This window comes from Amycolatopsis pittospori (assembly GCF_013870525.1).
Taxonomy (GTDB): domain Bacteria; phylum Actinomycetota; class Actinomycetes; order Mycobacteriales; family Pseudonocardiaceae; genus Amycolatopsis; species Amycolatopsis pittospori.
Window position 1 is genome coordinate 64,613 of sequence record NZ_JACBXD010000020.1, and the last position, 17,854, is coordinate 82,466.

The 17,854-nt window shown below is 68.7% G+C and carries 17 protein-coding genes; 8 read left to right on the plus strand and 9 right to left on the minus strand.

Translation table 11 applies throughout. From position 1 onward, the window contains the following. Positions 1-31 precede the first annotated feature (31 nt). From H5J31_RS14075 to H5J31_RS14090, 4 genes are all read right to left on the minus strand, one after another. Positions 32-1,186, minus strand: coding sequence for an acyl-CoA dehydrogenase family protein (locus H5J31_RS14075; RefSeq protein WP_037306689.1), 1,155 nt, complete (start codon positions 1,184-1,186; stop codon positions 32-34). Beyond that, positions 1,183-3,168, minus strand: coding sequence for an ATP-binding protein (locus H5J31_RS14080; protein WP_181772990.1), 1,986 nt, complete (start codon positions 3,166-3,168; stop codon positions 1,183-1,185). Before H5J31_RS14080 ends, H5J31_RS14075 begins: the two co-directional genes overlap by 4 nt. 2 nt (positions 3,169-3,170) lie before the next feature. After that, complete coding sequence (locus H5J31_RS14085; protein ID WP_181772991.1) at positions 3,171-4,784, minus strand: carboxyl transferase domain-containing protein; 1,614 nt, start codon at positions 4,782-4,784, stop codon at positions 3,171-3,173. A 146-nt stretch (positions 4,785-4,930) separates the two neighbouring features. After that, on the minus strand, positions 4,931-5,740 hold the full coding sequence (locus tag H5J31_RS14090; protein WP_181772992.1) for an SGNH/GDSL hydrolase family protein: 810 nt from the start codon (positions 5,738-5,740) through the stop codon (positions 4,931-4,933). Positions 5,741-5,892: 152 nt separating this feature from the next. Between H5J31_RS14090 and H5J31_RS14095 the strand changes: the two genes are divergently transcribed. Beyond that, complete coding sequence (locus H5J31_RS14095) at positions 5,893-6,483, plus strand: SACE_7040 family transcriptional regulator (RefSeq protein WP_181772993.1); 591 nt, start codon at positions 5,893-5,895, stop codon at positions 6,481-6,483. A gap of 57 nt (positions 6,484-6,540) precedes the next feature. Then, positions 6,541-7,038, plus strand: a complete 498-nt coding sequence (locus tag H5J31_RS14100; protein WP_181772994.1) for a hypothetical protein — start codon at positions 6,541-6,543, stop codon at positions 7,036-7,038. Here H5J31_RS14100 and metX read toward each other — a convergent pair. The 3 genes from metX to H5J31_RS14115 form a co-directional block, all read right to left on the minus strand. Continuing rightward, on the minus strand, positions 7,035-8,156 hold the full coding sequence (gene metX, locus H5J31_RS14105; protein WP_181772995.1) for a homoserine O-acetyltransferase MetX: 1,122 nt from the start codon (positions 8,154-8,156) through the stop codon (positions 7,035-7,037). The two genes, H5J31_RS14100 and metX, sit on opposite strands and share 4 nt — an antisense overlap. Continuing rightward, the gene (locus H5J31_RS14110) at positions 8,153-9,454 is read right to left on the minus strand and encodes a bifunctional o-acetylhomoserine/o-acetylserine sulfhydrylase (protein ID WP_181772996.1); all 1,302 of its coding nucleotides are present in this window, start codon (positions 9,452-9,454) and stop codon (positions 8,153-8,155) included. Before H5J31_RS14110 ends, metX begins: the two co-directional genes overlap by 4 nt. A 96-nt stretch (positions 9,455-9,550) precedes the next feature. Continuing rightward, on the minus strand, positions 9,551-9,946 hold the full coding sequence (locus H5J31_RS14115) for a glyoxalase superfamily protein (protein WP_181772997.1): 396 nt from the start codon (positions 9,944-9,946) through the stop codon (positions 9,551-9,553). A 57-nt stretch (positions 9,947-10,003) separates the two neighbouring features. Here H5J31_RS14115 and H5J31_RS14120 point away from each other — a divergent pair, with 57 nt between their 5' ends. Genes H5J31_RS14120 through H5J31_RS14130 form a run of 3 tightly spaced genes read left to right on the plus strand, consistent with a single transcriptional unit; the run spans position 10,004 to position 12,378 of the window. Beyond that, on the plus strand, positions 10,004-10,354 hold the full coding sequence (locus tag H5J31_RS14120; RefSeq protein WP_181772998.1) for a PadR family transcriptional regulator: 351 nt from the start codon (positions 10,004-10,006) through the stop codon (positions 10,352-10,354). Continuing rightward, a complete protein-coding gene (locus H5J31_RS14125) occupies positions 10,351-10,788 on the plus strand; it encodes a VOC family protein (protein WP_181772999.1) in 438 nt (145 codons plus the stop codon). The genes H5J31_RS14120 and H5J31_RS14125 overlap by 4 nt, the downstream gene beginning before the upstream one ends. A gap of 36 nt (positions 10,789-10,824) precedes the next feature. Further along, positions 10,825-12,378, plus strand: coding sequence for a PucR family transcriptional regulator (locus tag H5J31_RS14130; protein WP_181773037.1), 1,554 nt, complete (start codon positions 10,825-10,827; stop codon positions 12,376-12,378). 141 nt (positions 12,379-12,519) lie between these two features. On the opposite strand, the gene H5J31_RS14135 is transcribed toward H5J31_RS14130, so the two are convergent. Next, positions 12,520-12,747, minus strand: a complete 228-nt coding sequence (locus H5J31_RS14135; RefSeq protein WP_181773000.1) for a hypothetical protein — start codon at positions 12,745-12,747, stop codon at positions 12,520-12,522. A gap of 212 nt (positions 12,748-12,959) precedes the next feature. Beyond that, positions 12,960-13,901, minus strand: coding sequence for a zinc-binding dehydrogenase (locus tag H5J31_RS14140; RefSeq protein ID WP_181773001.1), 942 nt, complete (start codon positions 13,899-13,901; stop codon positions 12,960-12,962). Positions 13,902-14,078: 177 nt separating this feature from the next. Between H5J31_RS14140 and ald the strand changes: the two genes are divergently transcribed. The 3 genes from ald (at position 14,079) to H5J31_RS14155 (ending at position 17,839) form a co-directional block, all read left to right on the plus strand. Next, positions 14,079-15,194, plus strand: a complete 1,116-nt coding sequence (ald, locus tag H5J31_RS14145; protein WP_181773002.1) for an alanine dehydrogenase — start codon at positions 14,079-14,081, stop codon at positions 15,192-15,194. A 534-nt stretch (positions 15,195-15,728) separates the two neighbouring features. Next, the gene (locus tag H5J31_RS14150) at positions 15,729-16,955 is read left to right on the plus strand and encodes an ABC transporter ATP-binding protein (RefSeq protein WP_181773003.1); all 1,227 of its coding nucleotides are present in this window, start codon (positions 15,729-15,731) and stop codon (positions 16,953-16,955) included. Beyond that, positions 16,955-17,839 (plus strand): ABC transporter permease subunit, encoded by an 885-nt coding sequence (locus H5J31_RS14155; protein WP_181773004.1) that lies wholly within the window; start codon positions 16,955-16,957, stop codon positions 17,837-17,839. Before H5J31_RS14150 ends, H5J31_RS14155 begins: the two co-directional genes overlap by 1 nt. The last annotated feature ends 15 nt before the right edge of the window (positions 17,840-17,854 follow it).

Genomic DNA, 17,854 nt, shown 5'->3' on the forward strand with positions numbered 1-17,854 from the left:
ATCGCCACTCACGACCAGCTGTACCGAAGTCTCAGGCGACGCCGAGGTGCCGCGCGATCAGCATCCGCTGCACCTCCGAGGTGCCCTCGCCGATCTCCAGGATCTTCGCGTCGCGGTAGAAGCGGCTCACCGGGAACTCGTTCATGAAGCCGTATCCGCCGAAGATCTGCGTCGCGTCGCGCGAGTTGTCCATGGCGGCGTTCGACGCGACGAGCTTCGCGATCGACGCCTCCTTCTTGAACGGCTCGCCGCGCAGCATCTTCGACGCCGCCGCGTAGTAAGCCAGCCGCGCGGTGTGCGTGCGCACCTCCATGTCGGCGATCTTGAACTGGATCGCCTGGTACTCGCCGATCTTGTGACCGAAGGCCTCGCGTTCCTTCACGTACCGCAGGCATTCGTCGACACAGCCCTGCGCGAGCCCGACGCTCAGCGCGGCGATCGCGACCCGGCCTTCGTCCAAAATGGACAAGAACTGGGCGTAGCCGCGGCCGCGCTCGCCGACCAGGTTCTCCGCCGGGACGCGGACGTCGTCGAACGAAAGCTCGTGCGTGTCCGAGCAGTTCCACCCGACCTTGGAGTACTTCGGCGCGACGGCGAAACCCGGCGTGCCGGACGGGACGATGATCGCCGAGATCTCCTTGCGCCCGTTCTCCTTCACGTCGGTGACGGCGGTGACCGTGACCAGTTTCGTGATGTCGGTGCCGGAGTTGGTGATGAACGACTTGCTGCCGTTGATCACCCAGGTGTCGCCGTCGAGTTTCGCGCGGGTGCGGGTGGCGCCGGCGTCCGAGCCGCCGCCCGGTTCCGTGAGGCCGAAGGCGCCGAGCGCGGTGCCGGCGCACAGCTCCGGGAGCCACTTCTCCTTCTGCTCCTCGGTGCCGAACCGGTAGATCGGCATGGCACCCAGGGACACCCCGGCCTCGACGGTGATCGCGACCGAGGAATCGACGCGCGCCAGCTCCTCCAGAGTCAGGCAGAGCGCGAAGTAGTCGCCGCCCATGCCGCCGTATTCTTCGGGGAACGGCAGACCGAACAGGCCCATCTCGGCCATCTTCGCGACGATCTCGTACGGGAACTCTTCCCGCTCGTACAGGTCGCCGATGACCGGGGCGACCTCGGAGCGCGCGAATTCCTCGACCGTCTTGCGCAGCGCCTCGTACTCGTCATCCAGCCGAAAGTCGATCATTGGCCATCCTTTTGGGGTGTCACAACGGCTACCGTTTCGTCCAGCGCGACCTGTTGGCCCGCCCGGACGGGGAGTTCGCTGACCACGCCGTCGATCGGCGCGGTGATCGTGTGCTCCATCTTCATCGCCTCGACGACCACGAGCGGCGTCCCGGCGCTCACCACGTCGCCCGCGGCGACCTTGACCACCAGCACGGTGCCGGGCATCGGGCTGGTGACCGGTCCGGCCCCGCCCGCGGCGCCGGCGGCCGAGCGCAGCCTTTCCCGCTCGCCGATCGCGAAGCTGTGGCCGTCCCGCGCGAGCCAGACGGTCTTCCCGCGTCCGGCGGCGTGCCGGTAACGGTGGAATCCGCCGGGGTGCCGGACTTCCAGCAGATCGCCCTCGCGCCGCGCGGAAACCCGCACGGGAACACCGCCGTCGACGCTGACGAGAGCGTTCGCCGGGGTTCCCTGCACGCGCACGACGGCTTCGGAACTTCCCGACTTCAAAGCGAAATCGATCCCACCGGACGCGCCGAGCCGCCAGCCGTCGGGAACATCCCACGGGTCGACGACCGATCCCTGCGGCTGCAGGGCGAGCAACCTGTCGAGCGCGGCCGCGACGTAGAACTCCGGCGGCACCTCTTCGGAGACCAAAGTGGACAGTTGCCGGTCGACGAGCCCGGTGTCGAGTTTGCCGTCACGGACGTCGCCGTCGGCCAGGAGGCCGCGCAGGAACGCGATGTTCGTGCCGAGGCCGAGCAACGCGGTGTCGGCGAGCGCCAGATCGAGCCGGTGCAGCGCGGCCGCGCGGTCCGGGCCCCAGGCGATGACCTTGGCCAGCATCGGGTCGTAGTTCGAACCGATGACCGCGCCTTCGCTCATCCACGAGTCGACGCGCACGCCCTCGCCGGACGGCTCGTGGACCGCGAGCACGGTCCCACCCGTCGGGATGAAACCGCGAGCGGGGTCCTCGGCATAGACACGGGCTTCGACGGCGTGGCCGTCCAGCCGGACGTCGTCCTGCGACACGGTCAGCACGTCGCCGGCGGCGATCTTGACCTGCCACTCCACGAGATCGAGTCCGGTCACGAGTTCGGTCACCGGATGTTCGACCTGCAGACGCGTGTTCATCTCCATGAAGAAGAACTCGTCCGGCGCGGTCGCCGAAACGATGAACTCGACCGTTCCCGCACCGACATAGCCGACCGACCGCGCCGCTTCGACGGCGGACGCGCCCATCTTCGCGCGCGTCGCCTCGTCGAGCAGCACCGACGGAGCCTCTTCGATGATCTTCTGGTGCCGCCGCTGCAGACTGCACTCACGCTCACCGAGGTGGATCACGTTGCCGTGCGTGTCGGCGAGCACCTGGATCTCGATATGCCGGGGCGTGGTGACGAACCGCTCCATCAGCAAGGTGTCGTCGCCGAAGGACCCCTTGGCCTCACGGCGGGCGGACTCCACCGCGGCGTCCAGTTCGGACAGTGCGTTCACCAGCCGCATACCCTTGCCGCCGCCACCGGCGGACGGCTTGATCAGCAGCGGGAACCCGACCTTCTCCGCGGCGGCGGCGTAGCCACCCTCGGGAATGTCCACATCGGACGCTCCCGGGACCACCGGGACACCCGCCTTGGACACCGTCGCCTTGGCACGGATCTTGTCGCCCATGGCGTCGATGGCCTCGACCGGCGGGCCGATGAAGATCAGCCCCGCGTCGGCGCAGGCACGCGCGAATTCCGCGTTCTCGGCGAGGAAACCGTAGCCGGGGTGGACGGCCTGCGCGCCCGTGTCCAGCGCCGCCTGGACGATCGCCGGAATGGACAGATAGCTTTTCGCCGCTTCGGCGGGGCCGATGCGGACAGCCGTATGCGCCTCGCGGACGTGCCGGGCGTCGGCGTCCGCGTCGCTGTAGACCGCGACCGATCGGATACCGAGGCCCTGCAGCGAACGGATCACGCGGACGGCGATCTCCCCGCGGTTGGCGACCAGAACCGTGTCGAACATGCTCACATCCGGAAAACGCCGTAGTTGACATCGGACAGGGGCGCGTTGGCCGCCGCGGACAGCGCGAGACCGAGCACCGTGCGGGTGTCCGCCGGGTCGATCACGCCGTCGTCCCAGAGCCGCGCCGTCGAGTAGTACGGGCTTCCCTGCGCCTCGTACTGCTCGCGGATCGGATCCTTGAAGGTCTCTTCGTCCTCTGTGGACCATTCGCCGCCGCGGGCCTCGATGGCGTCACGGCGGACCGTCGAAAGCACCGACGCCGCCTGCTCGCCGCCCATCACCGAGATCCGCGCGTTCGGCCACATCCACAGGAACCGCGGCGAGTACGCACGGCCGCACATCGAATAGTTGCCGGCGCCGAACGAACCGCCGATGACGACGGTCAGCTTCGGGACGCGGGCACAGGCCACCGCGGTGACCATCTTCGCGCCGTGCTTCGCGATACCTCCGGCTTCGTAGGCCTTGCCGACCATGAAGCCGGTGATATTCTGCAAGAACAGCAGGGGGATGGAGCGCTTGTCGCACAGTTCGATGAAGTGCGCGCCCTTCATCGCGGACTCGGCGAACAGGACGCCGTTGTTCGCGACGATGCCGACCGGATGCCCGTGGATCCGGGCGAATCCGGTGACCAGCGTCGAGCCGTACTCCTTCTTGAACTCGCCGAACCGGCTGCCGTCGACGATCCGGGCGATGACCTCGCGGACGTCGTAGGGCACGCGCGGGTCGGTCGGGACGACACCGTACAACTCGTTCGGGTCGGCGACCGGCGCCTCGGTCGGGAGGACGTCCCACGGCCGCGGGGTCCTCGGACCCAAAGTCGACACGATCGAGCGAACTATGCGGAGCGCGTCGGCGTCGTCCTCGGCCAGGTGGTCGGTGACGCCGGACTGGCGCGAGTGCACGTCGCCGCCGCCGAGTTCCTCGGCCGTGACGACCTCGCCGGTCGCGGCCTTCACCAGCGGCGGGCCGCCGAGGAAGATCGTGCCCTGGTTCCGCACGATGACCGCTTCGTCGCTCATCGCCGGGACGTACGCGCCGCCCGCGGTGCAGGAGCCCAGCACCGCCGCGATCTGCGGGATACCGCGCGCGGACATCGTCGCCTGGTTGAAGAAGATCCGGCCGAAGTGCTCACGATCCGGGAAGACCTCGTCCTGCCTCGGCAGGAACGCGCCGCCGGAGTCCACCAGGTAGACGCACGGCAGGTTGTTGTGCAGCGCGACCTCTTGCGCGCGCAGGTGCTTCTTGACGGTCATCGGGTAGTAGGTGCCGCCCTTGACCGTGGCGTCGTTGGCGACGATCACGCATTCGCGGCCCGAGACCCGCCCGATCCCGGTGATGATCCCGGCCGACGGCGCTTCGTCGTCGTACAGTCCGGTGGCGGCCAGCGGGGACAGCTCCAGGAACGGCGAACCCGGGTCGAGGAGGGTGTCGACCCGGTCGCGCGGCAGGAGTTTGCCCCGCTCGACGTGGCGGGTGCGGGATTTCTCCGGGCCCCCGAGCCGGGCCGCGGCGAGGCGCTTGCGCAGGTCCTCGACCAGTTCGGCATGGGAGATGACGCCGCGGGCGTATTCGTCGCTGCCCGGATCGGCCGAAGTGCTCAGTACGGGTGTGTCCATGGCTCCTCGTCGCCAAGTTAGCCGTCGTTAACTCGCCCCCGTAGGTTAACGGCCACTAACCTCGCTTGTCCACCGCACCCCGTAAGTACATGAAGGCCCCCTTCCTTGCGCCCAAGACAAGGAAGGGGGCCTTCATGTACTCGGAGCTAGCCGATGGCCGAGACCAGCGGGTTGTAGTAGCCACCGCGCTGACCGGCGGCCGTCGGGTGGTACGAGTTCACGATCGGCCAGGTGAGGCTGTGCAGGTAGTCGTTGGCCGACGAGCAGATGTTGTGCCCGGTGAAGGCACCGCGCACGTCGACGAACTTGGCGCCGTGCGCGGACGCGCGGGCCGAGAGCACCGAGGCCAGGGCGTCGGAACCCGAGTTGATGGCGGACCGCTTGGTGTCGCTCAGCCCGACCGAGCACGAGCCCGGCACCGTGTAGAAGCGCGGGTAACCGAGGACGACGAGCTTCGCGCCCGGCGCCTTCGACTTGATCGTGCTGTAGACGTTGTTCAGCAGTCCGGGCAGCGTGTTGTTGACGTAGTTCTTGGCGGTGTTGACCCGGTTGATGCAGGTCTGGTCGCTGCCGGTGGTGCAGGTGGTCATGACGTCGGCGAAGCCGGCGTCATTGCCGCCGACCGACACCGTGACCAGCGTGGTGCTGGAGGTGACGTTCGCGGCCTGGCTCAAGACGTCGCCGGTGCGCGCCCCCGAGCACGCGACGAACTTGAACGTGGTCCCGGCGTGGGCGTTGGCCCACAGCTGGGGATAGGCGTTGGTGCTGCGCATGCAGTCGCCCGAGTTCCCGTAGCTGCCGGCACCGACGCCGGAGGAGTACGAGTCGCCGAGGGCGACGTAGTTGGTCGCCGCTTGAGCTGTACCGGCGAGACCGAAGGTGGCAAGGACGGCGACCCCCAGGGCCGCGACTGAACGAGTGAAGGAAAACGCTTTGATCCGAGCAGGGACGGCCATGGGTCACTCCTTCGTGACAAGTTAACGAGACACAGCATTACCAGGTGGTAGCTCCACGCAAAAGGGTCATTTCCCCAGGTAACCCGCTTGGCTCAGGCTGGAAGTACGGCCGCGTGTTAGCGAGCGCTAACCCGCGGCCTTAATATGGCCAGATGCCGGCGAACCCCACCCCACTCGTGAACGGCGAGAAGGCGAACAGGCGCGAACAGATCATGGCCGCCGCCGCCGAACTGTTCGCCCACCACGGGTTCCACGGCGTCGGCATCGACGACATCGGCGCCGCGGTCGGCATCTCCGGCCCGGCGCTGTACCGGCATTTCCGCAGCAAGGACGCCATCCTCGGGGAGATGCTGAACTCGATCAGCCGATACCTCCTCGACGGCGGGACGGCACGGGCGAGCCAGCGGGACGAGCCCGGCGATGTTCTCGAAGCACTGGTGGATTTTCACGTGGACTTCGCGCTCGCGCATCCCGCGTTGATCACCGTCCAGGAGCGCAACCTCGCGAATCTCACGGACAGCGACCGCAAGCAGGTCCGCGCGATGCAACGTCAGTACGTCGAGGTATGGGTGCGTGCGATCAGTGACGCCGTGCCCGGGATCGGCGAGCGGCAGGCCCGGTCGGCCGCGCACGCCGTGTTCGGGTTGATCAACTCGACGCCGTACAACCGCCATCTCGGTGACAGCGAACTGGCCGAAATGCTCTGCCGCCTCGCGCTGGGTGCACTGCACGCCGCCAAGTGACCACGTCCGGGTTTCGGCCTATCGCCACTTTTCCATCCTCTGGTGTTTGATAGGCACGTGGAGCCGGACAGGAGCGAGTACGAGCGGAGGCTCGTCGAGAAGGCGCAGCGCGCGCTCGTGGCGATCAGCCTCGGGGACGACGCTGAGGCCCTCGACGAGCTCACGCCGACGGCTGCCGAGCCCGTGGCCCGCTCCGAGGAGACCAAAGAGCTCGTGATGATGCTCTTCGGTGAATGCAGCGCGATGGTGTCGACTTTGGGCGACGGCGGCAGCGCGCCGGTCAAGGTGCAGGTGTTCGACGAGGACGGCGAAGAGGTGTCCATCGATCAGGCCGACCCACCGGTCCGGACGGCCGTGCGCACGCTGCTGGCCGAAGTGCACGGCAACAGCGAGGCCGCGCAGGAGCAGGTCGAGATCGCCCTCGCCAACGCCGCGCCGGACGAGGTCGACAGCCTGGTCCTGCAGGCGCTGCGCTGGACGATCCGGCTGTCGGCGGAATGCCTCGACCGGGATCTGCCGGTCGCGCCGTGGATTTCGGACGCCGTCGCCGACTAGCCCAGCAGCAGCCGGACCAGTTTCGCGATCTGCTCGGTCTCGATCAGGAACGAGTCGTGTCCGTAGGGCGAGCCGATGACGGCGAATTCCGCGCCCGCGACGGCGTCCGCGATCGCCTGCGATTGGTACAGCGGGTAGAGACGGTCGCTGTCGACCCCGGCGGCGACCGTGCGCGCGGTGATCCGGCCTAGGGCGTTCGCGACACCGCCGCGCCCGCGGCCGACGTCGTGGGTGTTCATCGATTCGGTGAGCACCACGTAGCTGCCGGCGTCGAATCGGCGGGACAGCTTCCCGGCGTGATGGTCCAAATAGGACTCGATGGCGAAACGGCCGCCGCGCAACGGATCCTCGTCATCCTGGTGACGACGGCCGAAGCGTTGCGACAGCTCGGCTTCACTGCGATAGGTGACGTGGGCGATCCGGCGCGCGATGCCGAGACCGGCGTCCGGTCCGCCGCCGGGGACGTCGTGGTAGTCGCCACCGTGCCAGCCCGGATCGGCCCGGATGGCGTGCAGTTGCGGCGCGGCCCAGGCGATCTGGTCGGCCGACGCCTGCGCCGTCGACGCCAGGACGAGCAGCGACGCGACCCGCTCCGGCTCGCTCACCGCCCACTCCAGCGCGCGCATCCCGCCCATGGAGCCGCCGAGCACCGCGGCCCACCGGCCGATGCCGAGCGTGTCGGCGAGGACGACCTCGGCGGCCACCTGATCCCGTACGGTGACGGCGGGAAACCTGCCGCCCCAAGGCCTTCCGTCCGGATGCGAGGACGACGGGCCGGTCGATCCCTGGCAGCCGCCGAGCACATTCGGGACCACGACGAAGAATTCGGTGGTGTCGATCGCCTTGCCCGGGCCGATCAGACCGTCCCACCAGCCGGGGCTGACGTGCCCTTCCTCCGCCGGGCCGACGGCGTGACTGTCGCCTGTCAGCGCGTGCTCGACGAGAATCGCGTTGGAGGCACTGGGATTCAGCGTCCCCCAAGTCTCGTACGCGATGGTGAAAGGCAGTTCCGGCCCGGTTTCGAGCACCTGGGAGCCGGTCACGAACCGGCGCCGCCCAGGCGGATCCCCCTCCCGCCACGCACCGGTGACGGGAGGGGGAACGGGAGCCTGCGTCACAGAGCCGCCTTGGCCGCCCGGAATCCGGCCTCGAGGTCGGCTTTGAGGTCTTCGATGCCTTCCAGCCCGACGGCGAGCCTCACGAGCCCCGGCGTGACACCGCTCGCCAGCTGCTCTTCCGGCGAAAGCTGGCTGTGCGTCGTCGAAGCCGGGTGCACGATCAGGCTGCGGACGTCGCCGATGTTGACCAGCTGGCTGTGCAGTTCCGTACCATCCACAAAGGCCCGTCCGGCGTCGACACCGCCGCGCAGGTCGAAGGAAAGGACCGCGCCCGCCCCCTTCGGCAGGTACTTCTTCGCGGCCGCGTTGTGCGGGCTCGACGGCAGCCCGGCGTAGTACACCTTCTCGACCTCGTCGCGCTGCTCCAGCCATTCGGCCAGCGCCTGCGCGTTGGACACGTGCCGCTCCAGGCGCAACGACAGCGTCTCGATCCCTTGCAAGATCAGGAAACTGTTCAGCGGTGCGATCGCGGCGCCGGTGTCGCGCAGGATCTGCACCCGGGCCTTGGCCGCGTACGCGCCGGGACCGAGCGCTTCCCAGTACTTGAGACCGTGGTAGCTCGGGTCGGCCTCGTTGAAGCCGGGGAAACGCGCGGGGTCCTTGCCGAAGTCGAACGTGCCGCCGTCGACGAGCACGCCGGCGACGGTGGTGCCGTGGCCGCCGAGGTACTTGGTGGCCGAGTGGACGACGACGTCGGCGCCGTGCTCGATCGGGCGTACGAGGTACGGCGTCGGCACGGTGTTGTCCACCACCAGCGGGACACCGGCTTCGTGCGCGGCGTCGGCGACCGCGCGGATGTCGAGCACGTTGCTGCCCGGGTTGGCCAGCGTCTCGGCGAAGAACAGCTTGGTGTTGGGCCGGACCGCGGCCTTCCACTGCTCGATGTCGTCCTGGTCCTCGACGAACGAGACCTCGATGCCGAGCTTCGGCAGCGTGTAGTGGAAGAGGTTGTAGGTACCGCCGTAGAGCGACGGGCTGGAGACGAAGTGGTCACCCGAATTCGCGATGTTGAGGATGGCCGCCGTCGTCGCCGCGGTCCCGGAGGCGAACGCCAGTGCCGCGACACCGCCTTCGAGCGCGGCGAGGCGCTGCTCCAGGACGTCCTGCGTGGGGTTGTTGATCCGGGTGTAGATGTTGCCCGGCTCGGCGAGGCTGAACAGATCGGCGCCGTGCTGGGTGTCGCGGAACACGTACGAAGTGGTCTGGTAGATCGGGGTCGCCCGCGCGCCGGTGGCGGTGTCGGGCGCCGCACCCGCGTGGATCTGCTTGGTCTCGAACGACCATCCGTCCGCGCTCATCGCGATTCTCCTAGCGGTTCAAGGGGTTCGGCTGTTGCCACGAAGCTAGCTCCGCCGAACGGAGCACCCAACCGCTCTCAGGAGGTGGGAAGTGCGTCACCCGTTCGAGCGTTCTTGTAACGCGAATCGGTTGCCCTCGGAGTCGACGAACATCGCCCACCATCCCCACGGCTGCTTCTCCGGACGGGCCGGGAACTCGACACCCTCCGCCGAAAGCTCCTCGTAGGTCCTCTCGATGTCGTCGGCGTAAAAGAAGAAGTCGGCCGTCGGCAGTTCGTCGCGCACCTCGAAACGCTTGAGGTCCTCCGGCGCGGTGCTCAGCACGAGCGCCGTCGCGCCGTCGGCGGAGGTGACCTCGACCCACCGGTTCCCCTTGTCGTCGTAGGGCACGTCCGTGGTGATCGAAAATCCGACGACGTCGGACCAGAACCGCTTCGCCCGCTCCTGGTCGTGCACCCCGAGGACGATCTTGTTGACCCCTTGAATCGCCACTTCCGGCTCCTTTGTATCCATAGTGGATATAACGAGATCGGAGTGTATGCTCCCCGCATGGCCGACGGCAACCCGCAACTCACCCCCGCGGCGTTCCAGACTTTGCTGGCGCTCGCGAAAGGTCGTGCGCACGGCTACGCGATCATGGGTTTCGTCGACGAGGTCAGCGGCGGCACCGCCCAGCTCGGGCCGGGAACGCTGTACCGGACGTTGGCCCGGCTCGCCGCCGACGGCCTGGTCGAGGAGGCGCCCGACGCGAGCGAGGACCAGCCGCACGAGTCGCGCCGCCGCTACTACCGGCTGACCCGGGCCGGCCGCGAGGTCGCCGCCCGCGAGGCGGAATTCCTGAGCAGGCTCGTCGCCGTAGCCGGTCAGGCAGGCTTGCTGAAGCGCGCGGAGTCGGCGTGAACCGGGCGCTCGGCCTGGTGCCGCATCTGTTCGTCAAGGACGTCGACGCGTCACTTTTCTTTTACGGCAAGGCGTTCGGCGCGGTGGAGCTGTTCCGCAACGTGCTGCCGAACGGTGTCGTGCTCTTCGTGGAACTCGCCGTCGGCGACGCGCGGCTGCTGGTGAGCGAAGAGATCCCGCAGCTGGACGCACTGGCTCCCGTCACGCTCGGCGGTACGCCGATGCTGCTGACGCTGGAGACCGAAGACCCGGACGATCTCGTGCGGCGCGCGGTCTTCGCGGGTGCGCGGGTGGAGGCGCCGGTCGAGGAGATGTTCTTCGGGGAGCGGTACGGCCGGATCGTCGATCCCGACGGGCACCGGTGGGCGCTGACCACCAAACGCGAGCAGTTCACCCCCGAGGACATCGATGCCAGGACGCCACCCGAGGTCTGACGTGTGCGCGGCTCCCACCTGCTGGACAATCGCAGGATGGTGTCGGTGCGCAGTGTCGTAGACCGGGTGGGTCCGACGCTGTTGCACGCCCTCCAGGTCCCCGAGGAGTCCCCGGCGGTCGGCGACGTCGTCATCGCCGAACCCGGCACCACCCTCGCGGCGGGCGACCTCGTGCTGGGTGTCGCGATCACCGAGACGTCGGACGCGGCGGAACTCGTCAAGCTCAGCGCGTCGAAAGGCGCCGCCGCCGTCCTGCTGAAACCCCCGCTCGCGGCGAAACCGTCGGTGAAGCGGGCGGCGAAATCGGCGGACATCGCGTTGATCGAAGTGCGCTCGGCGACGTCGTGGGCCCAGCTCGTCTGGCTGCTCCGGACCGTCCTCGACGCCCTCGCCGACGAGTCCGACGCACTGGAAGACGGCGGCGGACCCGGCTCCGGCGACCTGTTCCGCCTCGCGGACGCGGTCGCTTCGGTCGTCGACGCGCCGGTGACCATCGAGGACACGAACTCGCGCGTGCTCGCCTACTCGGCCCGGCAGGACCTGACCGACTCCGCGCGCGTGTCCACGATCATGGGGCGTCGCATCCCCGACGACGTCCTCGCGCGGTTCCGGTCGCGAGGCGTGTTCCGCGAGCTTTCCCGTGGGCGGCAAACGATCTTCGTACCCGCACAGCGCGACGGGACGCTGCCGCGGCTCATCGTGCCGATCCGGATGGGCGGCGAACTGCTCGGTTCGATGTGGGCCGTCGTCGCCGGCCCGGTCTCCGACGAACGCGCGGCCGCGTTCGCCGACGCGGCGCCCGTCGTCGCGCTGCACCTGCTGCGCCGTCGCGCGCACACCGACTCCCAGCGCCGGGTCTCGGCCGAGCTCCTGCGCGCCGTCCTCGAAGGGAAGGCGAGTCCCCGCAAGGCGATCGCGGAACTCGACCTGTCCGAAGAGCCGCACCGCGTCGTCGTCATCGAGGTCTCCGGCGGCGACGGTCGCGACGACGAAGGGCTACGGCTCGCTCTTCTCGAGCGGATTTCGCAAGGTGTCGGACAGCGTCCCGTGGCGACCGAACTCGGCGGCGTGCTCTACGCCGTCGTCCCGGACGGCGACGGCTGGAGCGAACTCCGCGCCGCGCTCGAGGCGCTGCCGGCGTCGCGTCGCGGCGGGACACCGCGCGCGGCGGCGGGGTCAGCCTGCGAAATCGGCGAACTCGCGACGTCGCGCGCGCAGGCCGACGAGGCACTGAGCCTGCTTCGCGCGAAGCTCGTCCCCGGCCGCGTGGTGGTCTTCGACGAAGCGTGGACGGCCCTCTCGCTCCATCGCGGGGCGACGGCGGCGAGTACCGCGAAGGTCGCGGAGCTCGGTCCGCTCGGGTTGCTGCGGACACACGACGAGACCCACGAGACCGGCTACGTCGACACTCTCTACCAGTGGCTCCGGCATCCCGGAGACCCGCGCGCGGCCGCGAAAGAACTCAGAATTCATCCGAACACCCTGCGATACCGGATGCGGCGGCTGCTCGATCTGGTGCCCCTGGATCTGGACGATCCCGACGTCCGGCTCGCGTTGATCACGCAACTCGTTTCGGTCCGGTGGAGCTGACCGGTATTCCACTTCATTCTGTTCGATAACGAACACTTTGTCGTGCGACAGAACCGTGCGCAGACGTCAGGAAAGGGTCTTTCATGACACGCTTTGAAACAGCGTCGCAGTCGTGAAAGACCCTTTCCTGACATCCGGCGGCTAGTGCGCGCTGGCGCGATATCCGTCCTCGATGGTCTGCCGTACCGCGGCGAGCAGATCGGCGCCGGGGTAAAGCGGCAGAAGGACACTGGGGCCACCGTCGACCCGCAGCGCGGCTTCGTAACCATTTCCCGGAGTTTCGACCAGGCCCACGACGACATCGGCCGGATTGCCTTCGGTGTCGACGGTGCGGACGCGCCGCTCCCGACGCCAGTCCTGATTTGTCATGCGCAACAGAATGGCAGCTTACCGGCCAGTAAGATCAACATCTTGACTCGATCGTGCTGCATTTCCCGTTTCGCAGGTTGCAGGCCGCGACCACCCCCAGCGGTCGCGGCCCGCCGGACGACCTCTTTCACCTCGGGATCATCGTGCGGGTAAGAACGAAAACGCGCATCCCCTTTGATCTCGTCGGCGCCGTCCACGTGGGACTTCGACCATCAGACCTCGAGCAGCGTCTTGCCGACCGCGCCCCGTGACTGCATCACCGCATGCGCCTCCGCCGCCCGGTCCAAGGGAAAACGTTGTCCGATCACGGGTTCCAGCCGCCCGGCGGCGGCCTCGGCGAGCGCGGACTCGGTGAAGGCCCGCATCTGGACCGGACCGCCGATCTCCCGGATCACCGTGACCCCGCGGGCGGAGGCGTCCTCTTCGGACACCTCTGTCCACGAGCCACTCGACAGTCCGTAGATCAGCATCCGGCCACCGGGCTTCAGCAACCCGAACGCCGTCGTCCCGATCTCACCGCCGACGCCGTCGAACACGACGTCCACATCGCCGGCCTTGGCCGCCCAGTCCCTCTCTCTGTAGTCGACGGCCAGATCGGCGCCCCGCTCCAGGACGTGCTCGACCTTCGCCGGACCACCGGCCGCGCCGACGACCTCCGCGCCCGCCGCCTTGGCGAGCTGGACGATCAGGCCGCCGACACCCCCGGCGGCCGCCTCGACCAGCACGCGCTCCCCCGGCTGGATCCCCGCGGCCGTCACCAGCGCGGTCGCCGTGCGGCCGTCGGCGAGGATCGCGACAGCCGCGTCGAGCGCCAGACCGTCCGGCACCTCGAAGACGGCATCGGCCGCGACGGCGACGCGCTGCGCGTACGCCCCGGAGCCGCCGGTAGACGTCACGACGCGCTTCCCGATCAGGCCGAGATCGGCCCCGTCGCCGACGGCGCTGATCACGCCGCCGACGCCGTTACCCGGGATCATCGGCAGCTCCGCGCGGAACGGTCCGCCGCCACCCGCCCGGAACTGCGTCTCGACGAACGTGATGTTGGCGAAGGCGACCTCGATCAGCGCCTGGCCAGCGGCGGGGATCGGATCGGGTGCGTCCCCGGCGACGAGCACTTCGGGCCCGCCGAACTCTTTCAACCACACGGCTCTCATGTGACCCAAGGTGCAAGCTCCAGCTGACTGGAGGTCAAGCGATTGTACGGCGAGGACCACGATCGCCCGCCAAGACTGTCGCGGCAGCACGATGACACCGCCGTCCGGGTGCATCACCGTGAGTGGCAGCACCTTGTGCACGCCCGTACATCCGTAGACCGCCGCAGGAGGCACGCAGTGCGTATCGCCGTCCCCCGTGAAATCAAGAAGCACGAATACCGGGTGGCGCTCACCCCGGCGGGCGTGCACGAACTGACCGTGCGCGGCCACGACGTCTTCGTCGAAACCGGCGCGGGCCTCGGCTCGTCCATCACCGACGAGGAGTACGTCGCCGCGGGCGCCAAGGTCCTCGCGACGGCCGACGAGACCTGGTCCGAGGGCGAGCTCGTGCTCAAGGTCAAGGAGCCGATCGCCGAGGAGTACCCGCGGTTGCGCGGCGACCAGGTGCTGTTCACCTACCTGCACATCGCCGCGGACCGGCCGCTGACCGACGCGCTGCTGGCCGCGGGCACCACCGCGATCGCGTACGAGACGGTGCAGACCCCGAACCGCGCACTGCCGCTGCTCGCGCCGATGTCCGAGGTCGCAGGCCGGCTGGCTCCGCAGGTGGGCGCGTACTCCCTGATGAAGCCGAGCGGTGGCCGCGGCGTGCTGCCGGGCGGCATCCCCGGCGTGCACCCGGCGCGGGTGGTCGTCATCGGCGGCGGCGTCGCCGGCATCAACGCGGCCCGCGTCGCGCTCGGCCTCGGCTCGGACGTCGAGATCCTCGACACCAACGTCGACCGCCTCCGTCAGATCGACAACGACTTCGGCGGCCGCATCCGCACGGTGACCTCGAACGCCCTTTCGGTCGAGCAGTCGGTGCTGGAAGCCGACATGGTCATCGGCGCGGTGCTCGTCCCCGGCGCGAAGGCCCCGAAGCTGGTCTCGAACGACCTCGTCTCGCGGATGCGTCCCGGCAGCGTGCTGGTGGACATCGCGATCGACCAGGGCGGCTGCTTCGCCGACTCGCGTCCGACCACGCACGACGAGCCGACCTACCGGGTCCACGAGTCGGTGTTCTACTGCGTCGCGAACATGCCGGGCGCCGTCCCGCGTACGTCGACCTACGGCCTCACCAACGTGACGCTGCCGTACGCCGTCCAGCTGGCGGAGCACGGCTGGCACAAGGCGCTGCAGGCGGACGCTTCGCTGGCGAAGGGCCTCAACACGCACGCGGGTGCCCTGACCAACGCCCCGGTCGCCGCCGCGCACGGGCTGCCCGCCACGGAGCTGGCCGCCGTCCTGGCCTGATCCCCAAGCCACACTCCCACGCGAGGGGCCTTTGCGACCCCCAGTGCAAAGGTCCCTCGCTCCTAAAACACCGAAGGCCCCCTCGACCACGAGGGGGCCTCACCCTTTTTTGGAACCTTCATCGTCTTCGGAACCGAGTCAACCTCGCCACCGCCGCGTACCGCACCGTGGGGTCTGGGGCTCGGGCCCCAGAAGATAACGGCGGCCCGCTCAACCAACCTGGGGGTCATTGGGAGCGGGCCGCCTCCTACATCGTAGGTAATAAGTCGCCGGAGCGCTGCATGGGGTTGCCATGTCTTCGGAAATATTTCTTCACGGACTACCCCCGCAGTCGGTGAACTTCCGCGTTCGAAGGCGCATAACCGGTGTTCAGCGGCCGTTCGGCCCAGTGGCGGCCGCGCTGAGGGACGGAGTCGTCACCGCACCGAACGTGATGAAGGTCGCTTTCGGCGGATTGACCCCTTCCGCAGGTGCGGACTCACCGCGTACGGCAGGATGTCGCGTGATCGGCCTTCGTCAACAAAAGGGGACGGTATGCACGACGGAAGTGGCCGCATCGCGGTGCAGAACCTGAGCAAGCAGTTCGGTGCGGTCAACGCGGTCCAGAACCTGAGCTTCACGGTGGAGCCCGGTTCGGTGACCGGCTTCCTGGGCCCGAACGGGGCCGGGAAGACGACCACGCTGCGGATGCTGCTCGGTCTGGTGACGCCTACGACCGGCACGGCGACCATCAACGGGCGCCCGCACGATCAGCTGGGGAATCCGGCGAGGATCGTCGGTTCGGTGCTGGAGAACGAGGGCTTCCACCCGGCACGCACGGCGCGGAATCACCTGCGCGTGTACTCGGCCGCGATCGGGATGCCGGATCAGCGGGTGGACGAGGTGCTCGGCCTGGTCGGCCTGTCGTCCGCGGCGGACCGGAAGGCGGGCGGTTTCTCGCTCGGTATGCGGCAGCGGCTGGCGCTGGCGACGGCGTTGCTGGGCAACCCGCAGGTCCTGGTGCTGGACGAGCCGACGAACGGTCTCGACCCCGAAGGCATCCTGTGGCTGCGTAACTTCCTCCGCGCCTACGCGCGAGAAGGACGCACGGTCCTGGTTTCGAGCCACCTCCTGAACGAGGTGGAGCAGACGATCGACCAGGTCGTCATCATCAGCCAGGGCATGACGCGGTACAACGGCTCGCTCGACCAGTTGCGCAAGAGCAACCAGTCGCGGGTACTGGTGCAGTCCGCGGACGCGAACGGTCTCGTCTCGGCGCTGCAGGAGGCGGGCATCACGCAGGTCTCGCCGATGCCGGACGGCCGGGTCGCGGTCTCCGGGGCCACGGTCCAGCAGATCGGTGACATCTCCGCGAAGGCGAGCATCGCCGTCTACGGCATGCAGGAGGAGACCGCGGATCTGGAGCGGATGTTCTTCCAGCTGACGCAGGGCCAGTACGCCGCGCCGCAGCCCGGGTTCCAGCAGGGACCGCCGCCGGGCTACCAGGGTCCGCCCCCGGGGTATCAGGGCCCGCCGCCCGGTTATCAGGGGCCGCCTCCGGGCTACGCCCCGCAGAACACGCCGCCGCCCGGGTTCGCTCCGCCGAACACGCCGGCTCCCGGTTTCGCTCCGCCGAACACGCCGGCTCCCGGTTTCGCTCCGCCGCAGCAGCAGTTCCAGCAGGGCCAGCAGCCGCCGCAGCAACAGCAGTACCAGCAGACGCCGCCTCAGCAGCCGGCGCAGCAGCAGGGCCAGAACGAGGGCTGGGGAGGCCAGGGCTGATGGGCAACCTGATCAAGGCGGAGTTCCGCAAGACGCTCACGCTCAAGGCGTGGTGGGCGCTGATGATCCCCGCGGTGGTCTTCGCGTTCGCGTTCGCCCTGTTCTGGGGCATGGTCACCAACGACTTCAGCGACTTCCTCGGGCGCTCGGACACCCGCGAGCTGACCGAGGCGCTGGGGATCTCGACCGGTGAGCTGCCGGTCGGCCTGCTCGCGCTCGGGCACGGCATCAACATCGGCACGATGATCCCGATCATCTTCGGTGTCTTCGCGCTCGCGGGCGAGTACACGAAGAAGACGATCACGACGACGTTCCTCACCGCCCCGAACCGGGTTTCGGCGCTGAGCGCGAAGATGATCACCTACGTCGCCTGGGGCGCCATCTACGGCGTGATCATCGTGGGCGCGGCGAGCCTCGGCACCGTGATCACGGTCGACAGCTCGCGCCTGCCGACGGCGGGTCAGTGGCTGGGTGTGCTCGGCGCGGGCGTGCTCGCGACGATCCTGGCGACCCTGTTCGGCATCGGGGTCGGCGCTGTCTGGCGCAGCGTGATCGGCAGCATCATCACGCTGACGATCTGGATGCTCGTGGTCGAGAACGTCCTGGTCTTCGTCTCGTTCGGCGCCTGGGACATCACCTGGCTCGGCGGGGTCCTGCCGAACGGCACGGTCAACGGCATCGTGGGCGCCATCGGCGCGGAGGCGTTCGGCGCCGCCGGCGTGAAGGTGCCCGGCCTGCAGGACGAGACGGCGTGGGCACTGCAGTACGCGGCCGGTGCCCCCGGCGCCTTCTCGTGGTGGGCGTCCGCGCTCATCTTCTTCGGCTGGACGATGATCTTCTTCCTGGGCGGCTGGGCCGTGAACCAGAAGAAGGACATCACGTAGTCCTTCTCCACGTGT